The following is a 16,236-nucleotide window of genomic DNA, read 5'->3' as shown; positions in this document are numbered from 1 at the left end:
AATTGGGTATGTGATAGCTTTCGGTGTTTGTGAACGTCGAACTTTCGGTTCATTTCGTCTTCACACACCGCAATCTGGTGCCTTCTCAGGTCAGCAAATTGCTTGGGTGTTATATGGTCAAGCCTCACGGGCAATTAGTATTGGTTAGCTCAACGCCTCACAGCGCTTACACACCCAACCTATCAACGTCGTAGTCTTCGACGGCCCTTCAGGGAACTCAAGGTTCCAGTGAGATCTCATCTTGAGGCTAGTTTCCCGCTTAGATGCTTTCAGCGGTTATCTATTCCGAACATAGCTACCCGGCAATGCCACTGGCGTGACAACCGGAACACCAGAGGTTCGTCCACTCCGGTCCTCTCGTACTAGGAGCAGCCCCTCTCAAATCTCAAACGTCCACGGCAGATAGGGACCGAACTGTCTCACGACGTTCTAAACCCAGCTCGCGTACCACTTTAAATGGCGAACAGCCATACCCTTGGGACCGGCTTCAGCCCCAGGATGTGATGAGCCGACATCGAGGTGCCAAACACCGCCGTCGATATGAACTCTTGGGCGGTATCAGCCTGTTATCCCCGGAGTACCTTTTATCCGTTGAGCGATGGCCCTTCCATACAGAACCACCGGATCACTAAGACCTACTTTCGTACCTGCTCGACGTGTCTGTCTCGCAGTCAAGCGCGCTTTTGCCTTTATACTCTACGACCGATTTCCGACCGGTCTGAGCGCACCTTCGTACTCCTCCGTTACTCTTTAGGAGGAGACCGCCCCAGTCAAACTACCCACCATACACTGTCCTCGATCCGGATAACGGACCTGAGTTAGAACCTCAAAGTTGCCAGGGTGGTATTTCAAGGTTGGCTCCACGCAGACTGGCGTCCACGCTTCAAAGCCTCCCACCTATCCTACACAAGCAAATTCAAAGTCCAGTGCAAAGCTATAGTAAAGGTTCACGGGGTCTTTCCGTCTAGCCGCGGATACACTGCATCTTCACAGCGATTTCAATTTCACTGAGTCTCGGGTGGAGACAGCGCCGCCATCGTTACGCCATTCGTGCAGGTCGGAACTTACCCGACAAGGAATTTCGCTACCTTAGGACCGTTATAGTTACGGCCGCCGTTTACCGGGGCTTCGATCAAGAGCTTCGCGTTAGCTAACCCCATCAATTAACCTTCCGGCACCGGGCAGGCGTCACACCCTATACGTCCACTTTCGTGTTTGCAGAGTGCTGTGTTTTTAATAAACAGTCGCAGCGGCCTGGTATCTTCGACCGGCATGAGCTTACGGAGCAAGTCCTTCACCCTCACCGGCGCACCTTCTCCCGAAGTTACGGTGCCATTTTGCCTAGTTCCTTCACCCGAGTTCTCTCAAGCGCCTTGGTATTCTCTACCCAACCACCTGTGTCGGTTTGGGGTACGGTTCCTGGTTACCTGAAGCTTAGAAGCTTTTCTTGGAAGCATGGCATCAACCACTTCGTTAACTAAAAGTTAACTCGTCATCAGCTCTCGGCCTTAAGATCCCGGATTTACCTAAGATCTCAGCCTACCACCTTAAACTTGGACAACCAACGCCAAGCTGGCCTAGCCTTCTCCGTCCCTCCATCGCAATAACCAGAAGTACAGGAATATTAACCTGTTTTCCATCGACTACGCTTTTCAGCCTCGCCTTAGGGACCGACTAACCCTGCGTCGATTAACGTTGCGCAGGAAACCTTGGTCTTTCGGCGTGGGTGTTTTTCACACCCATTGTCGTTACTCATGTCAGCATTCGCACTTCTGATACCTCCAGCAAGCTTCTCAACTCACCTTCACAGGCTTACAGAACGCTCCTCTACCGCATCACTTACGTGATACCCGTAGCTTCGGTGTATGGTTTGAGCCCCGTTACATCTTCCGCGCAGGCCGACTCGACTAGTGAGCTATTACGCTTTCTTTAAAGGGTGGCTGCTTCTAAGCCAACCTCCTAGCTGTCTAAGCCTTCCCACATCGTTTCCCACTTAACCATAACTTTGGGACCTTAGCTGACGGTCTGGGTTGTTTCCCTTTTCACGACGGACGTTAGCACCCGCCGTGTGTCTCCCATGCTCGGCACTTGTAGGTATTCGGAGTTTGCATCGGTTTGGTAAGTCGGGATGACCCCCTAGCCGAAACAGTGCTCTACCCCCTACAGTGATACATGAGGCGCTACCTAAATAGCTTTCGAGGAGAACCAGCTATCTCCGAGCTTGATTAGCCTTTCACTCCGATCCACAGGTCATCCGCTAACTTTTCAACGGTAGTCGGTTCGGTCCTCCAGTTAGTGTTACCCAACCTTCAACCTGCCCATGGATAGATCGCCCGGTTTCGGGTCTATTCCCAGCGACTAGACGCCCTATTAAGACTCGCTTTCGCTACGCCTCCCCTATTCGGTTAAGCTCGCCACTGAAAATAAGTCGCTGACCCATTATACAAAAGGTACGCAGTCACCCAACAAAGTGGGCTCCCACTGCTTGTACGCATACGGTTTCAGGATCTATTTCACTCCCCTCTCCGGGGGTTCTTTTCGCCTTTCCCTCACGGTACTAGTTCACTATCGGTCAGTCAGTAGTATTTAGCCTTGGAGGATGGTCCCCCCATATTCAGACAAAGTTTCTCGTGCTCCGTCCTACTCGATTTCATGACTAAGAGATTTTCGCGTACAGGGCTATCACCCACTATGGCCGCACTTTCCAGAGCGTTCCGCTAATCTCAAAGCCACTTAAGGGCTAGTCCCCGTTCGCTCGCCACTACTAAGGGAATCTCGGTTGATTTCTTTTCCTCAGGGTACTTAGATGTTTCAGTTCCCCTGGTTCGCCTCTTGCACCTATGTATTCAGTACAAGATAACCATCTTATGATGGCTGGGTTCCCCCATTCAGACATCTCCGGATCAAAGTCTGTTTGCCGACTCCCCGAAGCTTTTCGCAGGCTACCACGTCTTTCATCGCCTCTGACTGCCAAGGCATCCACCGTATGCGCTTCTTCACTTGACCATATAACCCCAAGCAATCTGGTTATACTGTGAAGACAACATTCGCCGAAAATTCGAATTTCTCAACTAAGAGAACTCACAAATTTTACCTTAGCCTGATCCGTTACCAGTGAAAGTAACGTTCAGTCTATCTTTCTATCACATACCCAAATTTTTAAAGAACGATCTAATCAAAGACTAGAAATCAACATTCACCATCAACCTTATGGAATGCTCATTTCTAAGCTTTCAAAACTTCAGAAGCAGTAGTGGTGGAGCCAAACGGGATCGAACCGTTGACCTCCTGCGTGCAAGGCAGGCGCTCTCCCAGCTGAGCTATGGCCCCGTATTTCTACAGGCGTTTCCCACACAAAATTGGTGGGTCTGGGCAGATTCGAACTGCCGACCTCACCCTTATCAGGGGTGCGCTCTAACCAACTGAGCTACAGACCCAATTTCGGGCTGCTTCTTATCGTCTTCTTCAATGAATCAAGCAATTCGTGTGGGAACTTATGGAGCAGCTGATGTCGTCGATTAAGGAGGTGATCCAGCCGCAGGTTCCCCTACGGCTACCTTGTTACGACTTCACCCCAGTCATGAATCACACCGTGGTAACCGTCCTCCCGAAGGTTAGACTAGCTACTTCTGGTGCAACCCACTCCCATGGTGTGACGGGCGGTGTGTACAAGGCCCGGGAACGTATTCACCGCGACATTCTGATTCGCGATTACTAGCGATTCCGACTTCACGCAGTCGAGTTGCAGACTGCGATCCGGACTACGATCGGTTTTATGGGATTAGCTCCACCTCGCGGCTTGGCAACCCTCTGTACCGACCATTGTAGCACGTGTGTAGCCCAGGCCGTAAGGGCCATGATGACTTGACGTCATCCCCACCTTCCTCCGGTTTGTCACCGGCAGTCTCCTTAGAGTGCCCACCATTACGTGCTGGTAACTAAGGACAAGGGTTGCGCTCGTTACGGGACTTAACCCAACATCTCACGACACGAGCTGACGACAGCCATGCAGCACCTGTCTCAATGTTCCCGAAGGCACCAATCTATCTCTAGAAAGTTCATTGGATGTCAAGGCCTGGTAAGGTTCTTCGCGTTGCTTCGAATTAAACCACATGCTCCACCGCTTGTGCGGGCCCCCGTCAATTCATTTGAGTTTTAACCTTGCGGCCGTACTCCCCAGGCGGTCAACTTAATGCGTTAGCTGCGCCACTAAAAGCTCAAGGCTTCCAACGGCTAGTTGACATCGTTTACGGCGTGGACTACCAGGGTATCTAATCCTGTTTGCTCCCCACGCTTTCGCACCTCAGTGTCAGTATTAGTCCAGGTGGTCGCCTTCGCCACTGGTGTTCCTTCCTATATCTACGCATTTCACCGCTACACAGGAAATTCCACCACCCTCTACCATACTCTAGTCAGTCAGTTTTGAATGCAGTTCCCAGGTTGAGCCCGGGGATTTCACATCCAACTTAACAAACCACCTACGCGCGCTTTACGCCCAGTAATTCCGATTAACGCTTGCACCCTCTGTATTACCGCGGCTGCTGGCACAGAGTTAGCCGGTGCTTATTCTGTCGGTAACGTCAAAACAATCACGTATTAGGTAACTGCCCTTCCTCCCAACTTAAAGTGCTTTACAATCCGAAGACCTTCTTCACACACGCGGCATGGCTGGATCAGGCTTTCGCCCATTGTCCAATATTCCCCACTGCTGCCTCCCGTAGGAGTCTGGACCGTGTCTCAGTTCCAGTGTGACTGATCATCCTCTCAGACCAGTTACGGATCGTCGCCTTGGTGAGCCATTACCTCACCAACTAGCTAATCCGACCTAGGCTCATCTGATAGCGCAAGGCCCGAAGGTCCCCTGCTTTCTCCCGTAGGACGTATGCGGTATTAGCGTCCGTTTCCGAACGTTATCCCCCACTACCAGGCAGATTCCTAGGCATTACTCACCCGTCCGCCGCTCTCAAGAGAAGCAAGCTTCTCTCTACCGCTCGACTTGCATGTGTTAGGCCTGCCGCCAGCGTTCAATCTGAGCCATGATCAAACTCTTCAGTTCAAACATCTTTGGGTTTTTAAGAAACCCTAAACTTGGCTCAGCAATCGTTGGTTACATCTTTGATTTCTCGCGGAGTAACTTGTGATGCTGATAATCTTGTTGACTATAAGTCTGACTCCACAAGCACCCACACGAATTGCTTGATTCAGTTGTTAAAGAGCGGTTGGTTAAGATCTTTCGTCTCAACCGAGGCGCGCATTCTACAGCAGCCTCATTTGCTGTCAAGTGATTATTTTCAGAAGTTTTCGAAGATTTCTTCAACAACTTCAACCACTTGCGCTTCCGATCTCTCGTTAGCGGGAGGCGAATTCTACAGCGTTACACGCTGCTGTCAACACCTCTTTTTCTCCGCTTTCGACCGAGAAGATCGAAACGTTAATAGAGCCAAACAACACCGCTCTACCAACTCCTTCTGGGCTTCGATGAACTGAAGCATCTCGCTGTCGAATCTCGCATAACTCTTTGTTTACCAAGGAGTTTTCCGTTTCGACTGCGCCGGAAGTGGGGCGAATTATAGACAGATATAAATCGCCGTCAACACTTAATTTCAGGTTTATTCGGATTTGAGCGTAATACGCGCAAATGCCTTCTTCCCGGCCTGGCAAACGTGGGTAGCGCCCAGTTCGTATATAAAGGTGCGATCAACAACCTCACCATCTATACGCACACCGCCGGAACCAAGGAGATCACGCGCAACCGCCGAATTCTTCACCAGGCCCGCCTTATTAAGGACAGCCGCGATCGGCATCGCCTCGGCAGCAGTCAACTCGATCTCCGGCAGATCATCCGGCAGCTCGCCATCCTTCATACGGTTGCCGGCCGCACGGTGAGCACTGGCCGCAGCTTCTTCACCATGGAAGCGCGCAACGATCTCTTCCGCCAGCTTGATCTTCACATCACGCGGGTTGGCACCCGCCTCGACGTCGGCACGCAGCGCATTGATCTCATCCATCGAGCGGAAGCTCAACAGCTCGAAGTAGCGCCACATCAATGCATCAGGAATCGAAACCAGCTTGCCGTACATCACGCCCGGTGCTTCCTGGATACCGACATAGTTACCCAGAGACTTGGACATCTTCTTGACGCCATCCAAGCCTTCCAGCAACGGCATGGTCAGAATGCATTGGGCTTCTTGCCCATACGCACGCTGCAGCTCACGCCCCATCAGCAGGTTGAACTTCTGGTCGGTACCGCCCAGCTCAACGTCCGCGCGCAGCGCCACCGAGTCATACCCCTGAACCAGCGGGTAAAGAAACTCGTGGATCGCGATTGGTTGATTGGTGGAGTAGCGCTTGTCGAAGTCATCACGTTCAAGCATACGTGCCACGGTGTACTGGGAAGTCAGGCGAATGAAGTCCGCCGGCCCCATCTGGTCCATCCAGGTGGAGTTGAAGGCCACCTCGGTTTTAGCCGGGTCGAGAATCTTGAACACCTGAGTCTTGTAGGTCTCGGCATTCTCCAGGACCTGCTCACGAGTCAGCGGCGGGCGCGTGGCGCTTTTGCCGCTCGGATCACCGATCATCCCCGTGAAGTCACCTATAAGGAAGATGACCTGGTGCCCCAGTTCCTGGAACTGGCGCAGCTTATTAATAAGCACGGTATGACCCAGGTGCAGATCCGGCGCCGTCGGATCGAAGCCAGCCTTAATACGCAGGGGCTGACCACGCTTGAGCTTCTCGATCAGCTCAGCTTCGACCAACAGTTCTTCCGCACCACGTTTTATCAGCGCTAGCTGCTCTTCAACCGACTTCATAACAGACCCGCAAGGCTCAGATTCAAAAGGGAACCAACCATACAAGATCAGGGACTAATTACAAGTTTTGCCCTGCGCACGGACACCGTTCAGCAAGCCCAGCGTTCGCGAGCTTGCGCCACAGATGATTTGGTTATATTTTATACAGTTATTTCATCTTCATCATGTCATTCATCTTTTCCAATTCATCTTCAAAGTCAAAATTACTTATGACCACTGAACCGTCTAAAGCGCCGCCGCTTTACCCGAAGACCCACCTGCTCGCCGCAAGTGGTATCGCCGCTCTTCTCAGCCTGGCACTCCTGGTATTCCCTTCCAGTGACGTAGAAGCCAAACGAACATCCCTGAGCCTTGACCTGGAAAGTCCGGTTGAGCAACTGACACAAGATCAAGACGCTTCCGACGCGCAACAAGCCACAAATGCCCCCGTCGAGTCGCCGTTCGCGCAGATAGAAAACAGCCCGGAAGACACCCAGCAAGCCGCCCAGGCCCAGCCTGCTCCTGCTGCCGACGCCGCCAAGAACCCTCTGCACCGCGAAGTGGTCGTGGCCAGGGGCGACACGCTGTCGACCCTGTTCGAAAAGGTCGGCCTCCCCGCCGCCACGGTTAACGACGTGCTGGCCAGCGACAAGCAAGCCAAGCAATTCACCCAGCTCAGGCACGGCCAGAAGCTTGAGTTCGAGTTCACCCCCGACGGCCAGCTGAACAACCTGCACAGCAATGTCAGCGACCTCGAAAGCATCACCCTGACCAAGGGCGCCAAAGGCTTTGCCTTCAACCGCATCACCACCAAACCGGTAATGCGTTCGGCGTATGTGCACGGCGTGATCAACAGCTCGCTGTCGCAATCCGCCGCTCGCGCCGGCTTGTCCCACAGCATGACCATGGATATGGCCAGCGTGTTCGGCTACGACATCGACTTCGCTCAGGACATCCGCCAGGGCGACGAATTCGATGTGATCTACGAGCAGAAGGTCGCCAACGGCAAAGTGGTCGGCACCGGCAACATTCTCTCTGCGCGCTTCACCAACCGCGGCAAGACCTACACCGCCGTGCGTTACACCAACAAACAAGGCAACAGCAGCTACTACACGGCCGACGGCAATAGCATGCGCAAAGCCTTTATCCGCACGCCGGTTGACTTCGCCCGTATCAGTTCGCGCTTTTCCATGGGCCGCAAGCACCCCATTTTGAACAAGATCCGCGCCCACAAAGGCGTTGACTATGCAGCCCCTCGCGGCACCCCCATCAAGGCTGCCGGTGATGGCAAGGTACTGCTGGCCGGGCGTCGCGGCGGTTACGGCAACACCGTGATCATCCAGCACGGCAACACCTACCGCACGCTGTATGGCCACATGCAGGGCTTCGCCAAGGGCGTGTCGACCGGCAGTAACGTGAAACAGGGCCAGGTCATTGGCTATATCGGCACCACCGGCCTGTCCACCGGCCCGCATTTGCACTATGAGTTCCAGGTGAACGGCGTCCACGTCGACCCACTCGGCCAGAAGCTGCCAATGGCCGACCCGATCGCCAAAGCCGAACGCGCACGCTTCCTGCAACAGAGCCAGCCGCTGATGGCGCGCATGGACCAGGAGCGCTCTACCCTGCTTGCCTCGGCGAAGCGTTAACACATGTCTCTCTATATAGGCGTGATGTCCGGCACCAGCCTCGATGGCCTGGACATCGCCCTGATTGAGCAAACCCCGGCAATCAAACTGCTGGCCACGCACTACATCCCCATGCCGAGCGCACTGCGCACCGAGCTGCTTGGCCTTTGCGCCAGCGGCCCGGATGAGATTGCACGCTCGGCCATTGCCCAGCAGCAGTGGGTGCAGCTCGCTGCGCAAGGTATTCACGCCCTGCTTGGCCAGCAAAACCTCAAGCCCCAGGATATCCGCGCCATTGGCAGCCATGGCCAGACCATCCGCCACGAACCGGCGCGAGGCTTTACCGTACAGATCGGCAACCCCGCCCTACTCACTGAGCTGACAGGCATTACCGTGGTCAGTGATTTCCGCAGCCGCGACGTGGCTGCCGGTGGCCAGGGCGCGCCATTGGTGCCTGCATTTCATGAAGCATTGTTTGGTGAGCGCACGGGCAACCGCGCCGTATTGAATGTCGGAGGTTTCAGCAACCTCAGCCTGATCGAAACCGGCAAGCCTGTAGCCGGCTTCGACTGTGGCCCGGGCAATGTGTTGCTGGACGCGTGGATTCACCTGCAACGTGGCGAACACTTTGATCGCGATGGCCACTGGGCCGCCAGCGGCACGATAGAGCCCCAGCTACTCAATGCGCTGCTGGGCGATCCATTCTTCCTGACCAAGGGCCCTAAAAGCACCGGGCGTGAAGTGTTCAACCTGCAGTGGCTACAGCAGCACCTGAGCCAACTACCCGCGTTCGCGCCCCAGAACGTTCAGGCTACGCTGCTGGAACTGACCGCCCTGACCATCAGCGAGTCCCTGCAAACCGCACAGGGCCAGACAGAAACCCTGCTGGTCTGTGGCGGCGGCGCCCACAACGGCACGCTGATGAGCCGCCTGGCCGCCCTGCTCCCTGCCACCCAGGTCAGCAGCACCGCCACTTACGGCGTGGACCCCGATTGGGTCGAAGCCATGGCCTTCGCCTGGCTGGCCCATTGCTGCCTTGAAGGCATCGCCGCCAACCGCCCGAGCGTCACCGGCGCACGCGGGCTGCGCGTACTGGGCGCGATCTACCCGGCCTGAGCCCCAGACAGCAAAACGCCGCTTGGCCTATCAAAGCCAAGCGGCGTTTTTTTTGCCCGTTGCCGATCAGATCGAGAACGAAGACCCGCAACCACAGGTAGTGGTGGCGTTAGGGTTCTTGATCACGAAACGCGAACCTTCCAGACCTTCCTGGTAATCCACCTCGGCACCTGCCAGGTATTGGAAGCTCATCGGGTCCACGACCAGGCTCACGCCCTCGCGCTCGACGATGGTGTCGTCATCGGCCACATCTTCATCGAAGGTAAAACCGTACTGAAACCCTGAACAACCGCCGCCCGTAACGAATACGCGCAGCTTCAAGCGATCATTACCCTCTTCATCGACCAGGCTCTTCACCTTGTGCGCAGCACCGTGGGTGAATTGCAAAGCCGTGGGGGTGAAGGATTCAACGCTCATGCTGATAATCTCCCGGCGTAGCGTCGCCATATGCGTAATGGCGGGCATTATCCGCTTCTCCTAGAAAAGCGGTCAACTATTAAGGGAGCAGCGGCAAGCTTCTAGCCGGCAAGCTCCAAGCTTGCCGCTGACAACTTGAAGCTCGTAGCTGCTTTTAAGGCAGCATGCCCGCGTGGGACAAGCCCAGCTTTTCATCCAGGCCAAACAGGATGTTCATGTTCTGTACCGCCTGACCCGACGCGCCCTTGACCAGGTTATCGATCACCGAAAGCACCACGACCAGGTCGCCATCTTGTGGACGATGCACGGCAATGCGGCACACATTGGCGCCGCGCACGCTGCGGGTTTCCGGGTGGCTGCCGGCAGGCATTACATCGACGAACGGTTCATTGGCATAGCGCTTTTCAAACAACGCCTGCAGATCGACCGAGCGGTCCACCACGGTTGCGTACAACGTGGAGTGAATCCCACGGATCATCGGCGTCAGGTGCGGCACGAAGGTCAGGCCCACGTCCTTACCCGCTGCACGACGCAGCCCCTGGCGGATTTCCGGCAGGTGGCGATGCCCTTTTACTGCATACGCCTTCATGCTTTCCGACGTCTCGGAGTACAGCGAACCTACAGCAGCCCCACGACCAGCGCCGCTCACGCCCGACTTGCAATCGGCGATCAGGCGCGAAGCATCCGCCAGCCCGGCTTCGAGCAATGGCAGGAAACCCAGTTGTGTTGCGGTCGGGTAGCAACCCGGCACCGCAATCAGGCGCGCTTGCTTGATCTGTTCACGATTGACTTCCGGCAGGCCATACACCGCCTCTTCCAACAGCTGCGGGGCACCGTGCGGCTGGCCGTACCACTTGGCCCACTCATCGGCATCCTGCAAACGGAAGTCGGCCGACAGGTCGATCACCTTGGTGCCGGCGGCCAGCAGCTCACCGGCCAGCGCATGGGCAACGCCGTGCGGCGTGGCAAAGAACACCACATCACAGGCGCCCAGGGTCTTGATGTCCGGAACGCTGAATGCCAGGCCATCGTAGTGGCCTCGCAGGTTCGGGTACATATCGGCCACGGCCAGCCCGGCCTCGGATCGGGAAGTGATCACCACCACCTCAGCTTGCGGATGCTGAGCCAACAGACGCAGCAATTCGACACCGGTGTAACCCGTGCCGCCGACGATACCGACCTTGACCATAAACCTGCCCTCAACGAACCCACTGGAAAGCCGTCGATAATAGGGGCCGTATCGTCCTGCGACAACCGTCAACGTGACGTACGGGCGCATGAGCCACTACTATCTTCAGTTACCGTGAACCTGGGAATAACTAGAAATGCTCTATCTATGGGTCAAAGCCTTCCATATCGTCAGTCTCGTCTGCTGGTTTGCCGCGCTGTTCTACCTGCCACGACTGTTCGTCTATCACGCCCAAAGTGAAGACACCGTCAGCAAAGAACGCTTCAGCATCATGGAGCGCAAGCTCTACCGCGGCATCATGGGCCCGGCGATGGTTGCCACCCTGATATTTGGCGGCTGGCTGATCTACCTCAACCCCAGCATCTTTCAAACCGGCGCGTGGATCCACGCCAAGCTGACCCTGGTGGTGCTGCTGATCGGCTATCACCACATGTGCGGCGCGCAGGTAAAACGTTTCGCCCGTGGCGAAAACACCCGCAGCCATGTCTTTTATCGCTGGTTCAATGAAGTGCCCGTTCTGATATTGCTGGCTATCGTAATTTTGGTCGTGGTTAAACCGTTCTAATTTCAATGACTCGGGGTACCTCCAATGTCGCTGCCCGCTTTGCTCGAACAACGTCTGCGCCTGCCCGTGGTGGCTGCGCCGATGTTTCTGATTTCCAACCCGCAACTGGTCCTGGCGTGTTGCCGTAACGGGGTGGTCGGGAGCTTCCCGGCGCTCAACCAGCGCGAAAGCAGCGGCTTCAAAGCCTGGCTGGAAGAGATCGAAGCGGGCCTGGCGCAGCTGGACAACCCAGCGCCGTATGCCGTCAACCTGATCGTGCACAATAGCAACCCACGTCTGCAAGCCGACTTGGCGATCTGCGTCGAGCACAAAGTGCCGATCGTCATTACCAGCCTGGGGGCGGTCAAGGAACTGGTGGATGCTGTGCACGGCTACGGAGGCCTGGTGTTTCACGATGTCACCACCCGGCGCCATGCAGAAAAAGCTGCCGAAGCCGGGGTCGACGGCCTGATCGCTGTGGCGGCAGGCGCCGGTGGGCATGCCGGCACCTGGAGCCCATTCGCACTGATCGCCGAGATTCGCCAGTTTTTCGATAAAACCCTGCTGCTGGCCGGCTGCCTTAACCATGGGCATGAGATACTCGCCGCCCAACTGCTGGGGGCAGACCTGGCTTACTTCGGCACGCGTTTTATCGGCACCACTGAAAGCCACGCCCCGGATGCGTATAAAGAGATGCTGCTCACATCGCGTGCCGCCGACATCGTGCACACTCCTGCTGTCTCCGGTGTGCCCGCCAGTTTTATGCGCCAGAGCCTGGAAAACGCCGGTTTCGACCTCGCTGCGCTGCAAGGCAAAGGCGACGTCAACTTCGGTTCCAAGCTCAAGCCGTTGAGCGACGAAGCCAAAGCCTGGAAGACCGTATGGTCCGCCGGCCAAGGCGTCGGAGAGATTGATGATTTGCCTGGCGTCGATGAACTCGTTGCACGCCTGGATGCCGAATACCGCAAGGCTCGCGAGCAGGCTGCAGACTTGCGCTGGCCACGCTGACCCAACGCAGGGCCTGCCGATTGAGCGGGCCTGCACAACCTTCCTGAATTAGTGACAAGGATGCCTGCATGAGCGACAACCGTTTCAAGATTGTGTTTGATGGAGCCCTGCTCCCTGGGGTCGAAAGCACCACCGCCAAACTGAATCTGGCCGAGCTGTTCAAGAGTGATGTCGATGCCATCGAGAAGCTCTTTACCGGCCGCCCGGTCGCCTTGAAGCGCGACTTGTCCCGCCCCGATGCCGAAACCTACCTCACCGCGCTGAAAAACGCCGGGGTCGATGCGCGTATCGAAGCCGAACAGCCCGTGGCCTTCAGCCTCGCCGAAACCCATGAGACGGAATCCGCCAGCGCTGACTTCTCGCGCCCGGCCGCCTCGCCTTACGCGCCACCACGCGCCGCCGTGGGCGATGACCTGCCGGAGTACGCCACCCTCAAGGTGTTTACCCTGCACGGGCGTATCGGCCGCTTGCGGTATCTGGCCTGGACGCTGGTATTGACCCTGGCAATGCTGGTTGCCGGTGGCATCATCAGCACCGTCAGCTTTGCCGTGGCCACCGCCTCGCCGACGCTTGGCACCATCATCGGTGTACTGCTGGGTCTGGCGTTGTTTGTTGCGCTGGTCTGGGTCAGCGTGCAGATCGGTGTGCAGCGCCTGCATGACCTCGGCTGGTCCGGCTGGCTGTATTTCCTCAACCTGGTGCCGCTGGTTAACAGCGTGTTCCCGATCCTGTTGCTGGTATTGCCGGGTAATGCAGGCGCCAACCAGTACGGCGCACCACCACCGCGCAACTCCACGGCGGTCAAAGTGCTGGCTACCCTGTGGCTGGCGTTTATTCCGGTGATGCTCGCCATCGTGGTGACGCTGGGCATGAACGGCTACCTCAACCAGCTCGAAGCCAATATGGACAGCAGCTACGAAAGCAGCTCCATCACCTCCGATGAAGACGCCGATCAAGCCACCACCGTCGAGGAAGACGACGCGCAAAGTGCTGACGAAGCGGGCGAACCTGTAGACTCTCCGGAACAGTAAAGAAACGCCCGCCGCCTGTGATGCCTCCATCACAGGCCGGTGGCGTTGCGATGGAGAAAGGCATGACCCGTTACGCTCTGATCACCGGCGCCTCCAGCGGCATCGGCCTGGCCCTGGCCGAAGCATTGGCCCGTCGCGGCCGCAGCTTGATTCTGGTGGCCCGCCAGCGTGATCAGTTGGAAAGCATTGCAATCGAATTGACCCAACGCTTTGGCGTCGAGGTGCTGTTTCGGGCCTGCGACCTGGGCGAGCCGCTGCGTTTGTCCGGGTTCCTGCTGGAGCTAGAAGAGGGCGAACGCCAGATCGACCTGCTGGTGAACTGCGCCGGCATCGGCACCAGCGGGCCGTTCCTGGCCCAGGACTGGATGACCGAACAGGACCTGATCGAAGTCAACGTCCTGGCCCTGACCCGCATGTGTCACGCCCTGGGCAATGCCATGGCGCTGCATGGCGGTGGGCAGATTCTCAATGTGGCATCGGTTGCGGCTTTCCAGCCCGGCCCGTGGATGAGCAGCTATTACGCCAGCAAAGCCTACGTACTGCATTTTTCCGAAGGCCTGCGCGAAGAACTCAAGACCTGCGGCATCAAGGTCTCGGTACTTTGCCCCGGCCCGACACGCACCGCCTTCTTCGGCACGGCGCAGATGGACACCGCCAAGCTTGAACGCAGTGACAAACTGATGAGCCCCGAAGAAGTGGCGCTGTACACCGTGCGCGCACTCGAAAAGAACCAGGCCATCATCATTCCCGGCCGGCGTAATCGCTGGCTGGCCTTCAGCCCGCGTTTCAGCCCACGCTGGCTGACGCGCAAGATCGCCGGGGCCATCAACAAGGCCTATTGCCCGCGCTGACGGGCTGAGTACACTCACTCTGCACTTTATTAATGGAGAAACAGCTGTGGATACTCTGTTCACCAAGATCATCAACAGAGAAATACCCGCGGATATCATCTACGAAGATGATCAAGTCCTTGCCTTCAAGGACATCAACCCGGCGGCGCCTGTGCATTTCCTGGTCATCCCGAAGAAACACATCCCTACCCTCAACGACCTGACCGAAGAAGACAAAGCCCTGGCCGGTCATATTCTGTTCACCGCCCAGCGCCTGGCCATAGAGCAGGGTTGCGAGGAAGGTTTCCGGGTGGTGATGAACTGCAACCCGAAAGGCGGGCAGACCGTTTATCACATCCATATGCATGTGTTGGGTCAGCGCCAGATGAACTGGCCGCCGGGCTGATCGGCCTTGCCGCAAGGGTCGCGGCGCCAGGCTGCGACCCCATGCCCCTGACTCAGCGCAAACGCTTGCCCCTCTCTTGCGGTAAACTGGCCGCCGAGATTCTTCCCGGAGGTCAGCATGACTACCCAACGTCACTACTCGCCGATTGACCGTCTGTTGCTGCAAGCCGACATGGCCATGCGCACACTGCTGCCCTTCAGCGGCCAACCGTATCGCCCGTCACCCGCCATCGTGCAGCCCGACGCACAGATGAGCGAGACCGATACCCGCCACGTCGCCGGCCTGATGCGCATCAACCATACCGGCGAAGTCTGTGCCCAGGCGCTGTACCAGGGCCAGGCCCTGACCGCCAAGCTGCCGCAGGTACGTGCAGCCATGGAACACGCGGCCGAGGAAGAAATCGACCACCTGGCCTGGTGCGAGCAACGCATCCGCCAACTGGGCAGCCACCCCAGCGTGCTGAACCCGCTGTTCTATGGTTTGTCGTTTGGTATCGGCGCCGCTGCCGGCTTGATCAGCGACAAGGTCAGCCTCGGTTTTGTCGCAGCAACCGAACATCAAGTGTGCAAGCACCTGGATGAGCACCTGGAGCAACTGCCGGCCGAAGACGAAAAGTCCCGGGCGATTCTTGAGCAGATGCGCATCGATGAAGAACACCACGCAGAAAGCGCATTGGATGCCGGCGGGTTCCGCTTCCCGGCGCCGGTGCGATTTGGCATGAGCCTGCTGGCCAAGGTCATGACCAAAAGTACGTATCGAATCTGAGCCACAAAAAAGGGCGCTTTCAAAGCGCCCTTTTTTTGTCAGCCGATCCTGGGATCAACCCAACTCGATGATTTCGTAATCATGGGTGATAGCCACACCGGCCGCGCCCAGCATGATCGACGCTGAGCAATACTTCTCCGCCGACAGCTCGATGGCGCGCTTTACCTGGGCTTCTTTCAATGCCCGGCCTTTCACCACGAAATGCATGTGGATCTTGGTGAACACCTTGGGGTCTTCAGTGGCGCGCTCGGCTTCAGGAACGCTTCGCAGCTTTCCACGGCCTGACGGGATTTCTTAAGGATGCTGACCACGTCGAAATTGCTGCAACCGCCGACACCCAGCAGGAGCATTTCCATCGGGCGTACGCCCAGGTTACGGCCACCGGCTTCCGGCGGGCCGTCCATGACCACCACATGGCCACTGCCCGACTCACCGAGGAACATGGCTTCGCCCGCCCATTGGATGCGTGCCTTCATCGCCCAGACTCCACTGCTAAAAAAGGGTCGCCAGCTTA

The 16,236-nt window shown here is 56.8% G+C and carries 11 protein-coding genes, 2 tRNA genes, 2 rRNA genes and 1 pseudogene; 8 read left to right on the top strand and 8 right to left on the bottom strand.

Going from position 1 to position 16,236, the window contains the following annotated elements; genetic code table 11:
* Nucleotides 1–113: 113 nt before the first annotated feature.
* The 5 genes from LRS56_29390 to tyrS all read right to left on the bottom strand — a co-directional run bounded on the left by LRS56_29390 (nucleotide 114) and on the right by tyrS (nucleotide 6,809).
* A 23S ribosomal RNA gene (locus LRS56_29390) occupies nucleotides 114–3,006 on the bottom strand.
* A gap of 248 nt (nucleotides 3,007–3,254) precedes the next feature.
* Nucleotides 3,255–3,330 (bottom strand) — tRNA-Ala (locus LRS56_29385).
* A gap of 30 nt (nucleotides 3,331–3,360) precedes the next feature.
* Nucleotides 3,361–3,437, bottom strand: a tRNA-Ile gene (locus LRS56_29380).
* An 82-nt stretch (nucleotides 3,438–3,519) separates the two neighbouring features.
* Nucleotides 3,520–5,056, bottom strand: a 16S ribosomal RNA gene (locus LRS56_29375).
* Together the 16S and 23S rRNA genes with 2 tRNA genes alongside form the textbook arrangement of a ribosomal RNA operon.
* A gap of 553 nt (nucleotides 5,057–5,609) precedes the next feature.
* The gene (gene tyrS / locus LRS56_29370) at nucleotides 5,610–6,809 is read right to left on the bottom strand and encodes a tyrosine--tRNA ligase (GenBank protein WDU62760.1); all 1,200 of its coding nucleotides are present in this window, start codon (nucleotides 6,807–6,809) and stop codon (nucleotides 5,610–5,612) included.
* A gap of 209 nt (nucleotides 6,810–7,018) precedes the next feature.
* Here tyrS and LRS56_29365 point away from each other — a divergent pair, with 209 nt between their 5' ends.
* Together LRS56_29365 and LRS56_29360 are read left to right on the top strand one after the other, a co-directional pair.
* Complete coding sequence (locus LRS56_29365) at nucleotides 7,019–8,437, top strand: peptidoglycan DD-metalloendopeptidase family protein (protein WDU62759.1); 1,419 nt, start codon at nucleotides 7,019–7,021, stop codon at nucleotides 8,435–8,437.
* Nucleotides 8,438–8,440: 3 nt separating this feature from the next.
* Complete coding sequence (locus tag LRS56_29360; GenBank protein ID WDU62758.1) at nucleotides 8,441–9,532, top strand: anhydro-N-acetylmuramic acid kinase; 1,092 nt, start codon at nucleotides 8,441–8,443, stop codon at nucleotides 9,530–9,532.
* A 66-nt stretch (nucleotides 9,533–9,598) separates the two neighbouring features.
* Here LRS56_29360 and erpA read toward each other — a convergent pair whose 3' ends face one another.
* Entirely contained in the window at nucleotides 9,599–9,949 is a 351-nt protein-coding gene (gene erpA / locus LRS56_29355; protein WDU65835.1) for an iron-sulfur cluster insertion protein ErpA, read from the bottom strand.
* 154 nt (nucleotides 9,950–10,103) lie between these two features.
* Nucleotides 10,104–11,138 (bottom strand): N-acetyl-gamma-glutamyl-phosphate reductase, encoded by a 1,035-nt coding sequence (gene argC / locus LRS56_29350; GenBank protein ID WDU62757.1) that lies wholly within the window; start codon nucleotides 11,136–11,138, stop codon nucleotides 10,104–10,106.
* 136 nt (nucleotides 11,139–11,274) lie between these two features.
* On the opposite strand from argC, the gene hemJ reads away from it, so the two are divergent.
* The 6 genes from hemJ to coq7 all read left to right on the top strand — a co-directional run bounded on the left by hemJ (nucleotide 11,275) and on the right by coq7 (nucleotide 15,722).
* On the top strand, nucleotides 11,275–11,703 hold the full coding sequence (gene hemJ, locus LRS56_29345) for a protoporphyrinogen oxidase HemJ (protein WDU62756.1): 429 nt from the start codon (nucleotides 11,275–11,277) through the stop codon (nucleotides 11,701–11,703).
* Between the two features lie 24 nt (nucleotides 11,704–11,727).
* The gene (locus LRS56_29340) at nucleotides 11,728–12,690 is read left to right on the top strand and encodes a nitronate monooxygenase family protein (protein ID WDU62755.1); all 963 of its coding nucleotides are present in this window, start codon (nucleotides 11,728–11,730) and stop codon (nucleotides 12,688–12,690) included.
* Nucleotides 12,691–12,758: 68 nt separating this feature from the next.
* Nucleotides 12,759–13,721 (top strand): DUF805 domain-containing protein, encoded by a 963-nt coding sequence (locus LRS56_29335; GenBank protein WDU62754.1) that lies wholly within the window; start codon nucleotides 12,759–12,761, stop codon nucleotides 13,719–13,721.
* Between the two features lie 62 nt (nucleotides 13,722–13,783).
* Entirely contained in the window at nucleotides 13,784–14,572 is a 789-nt protein-coding gene (locus tag LRS56_29330; GenBank protein ID WDU62753.1) for an SDR family oxidoreductase, read from the top strand.
* Nucleotides 14,573–14,618: 46 nt separating this feature from the next.
* On the top strand, nucleotides 14,619–14,957 hold the full coding sequence (locus LRS56_29325) for a histidine triad nucleotide-binding protein (GenBank protein WDU62752.1): 339 nt from the start codon (nucleotides 14,619–14,621) through the stop codon (nucleotides 14,955–14,957).
* Between the two features lie 117 nt (nucleotides 14,958–15,074).
* Nucleotides 15,075–15,722, top strand: coding sequence for a 2-polyprenyl-3-methyl-6-methoxy-1,4-benzoquinone monooxygenase (gene coq7 / locus LRS56_29320; GenBank protein WDU62751.1), 648 nt, complete (start codon nucleotides 15,075–15,077; stop codon nucleotides 15,720–15,722).
* 54 nt (nucleotides 15,723–15,776) lie between these two features.
* On the opposite strand, the pseudogene LRS56_29315 reads toward coq7, so the two are convergent.
* Nucleotides 15,777–16,198 (bottom strand): annotated as a pseudogene (locus LRS56_29315) (OsmC family protein).
* Between the last annotated feature and the right edge of the window lie 38 nt (nucleotides 16,199–16,236).

Source organism: Pseudomonas poae (assembly GCA_028869255.1).
GTDB lineage: Bacteria > Pseudomonadota > Gammaproteobacteria > Pseudomonadales > Pseudomonadaceae > Aquipseudomonas > Aquipseudomonas poae_C.
Note: the sequence above shows the minus strand (reverse complement) of the source record. Positions and strands in the feature narration are given on the sequence as shown.

What these genes read in the sequence shown, in the direction of transcription:
- LRS56_29360 (WDU62758.1), top strand. Translation starts at nt 8,441, where the DNA reads ATGTCTCTCTATATAGGCGTGATGTCCGGCACCAGCCTCGATGGCCTG.
- tyrS (WDU62760.1), bottom strand. Translation starts at nt 6,809, where the DNA reads ATGAAGTCGGTTGAAGAGCAGCTAGCGCTGATAAAACGTGGTGCGGAA.
- argC (WDU62757.1), bottom strand. Translation starts at nt 11,138, where the DNA reads ATGGTCAAGGTCGGTATCGTCGGCGGCACGGGTTACACCGGTGTCGAA.
- hemJ (WDU62756.1), top strand. Translation starts at nt 11,275, where the DNA reads ATGCTCTATCTATGGGTCAAAGCCTTCCATATCGTCAGTCTCGTCTGC.
- erpA (WDU65835.1), bottom strand. Translation starts at nt 9,949, where the DNA reads ATGAGCGTTGAATCCTTCACCCCCACGGCTTTGCAATTCACCCACGGT.
- LRS56_29340 (WDU62755.1), top strand. Translation starts at nt 11,728, where the DNA reads ATGTCGCTGCCCGCTTTGCTCGAACAACGTCTGCGCCTGCCCGTGGTG.
- coq7 (WDU62751.1), top strand. Translation starts at nt 15,075, where the DNA reads ATGACTACCCAACGTCACTACTCGCCGATTGACCGTCTGTTGCTGCAA.
- LRS56_29365 (WDU62759.1), top strand. Translation starts at nt 7,019, where the DNA reads ATGACCACTGAACCGTCTAAAGCGCCGCCGCTTTACCCGAAGACCCAC.
- LRS56_29330 (WDU62753.1), top strand. Translation starts at nt 13,784, where the DNA reads ATGACCCGTTACGCTCTGATCACCGGCGCCTCCAGCGGCATCGGCCTG.
- LRS56_29335 (WDU62754.1), top strand. Translation starts at nt 12,759, where the DNA reads ATGAGCGACAACCGTTTCAAGATTGTGTTTGATGGAGCCCTGCTCCCT.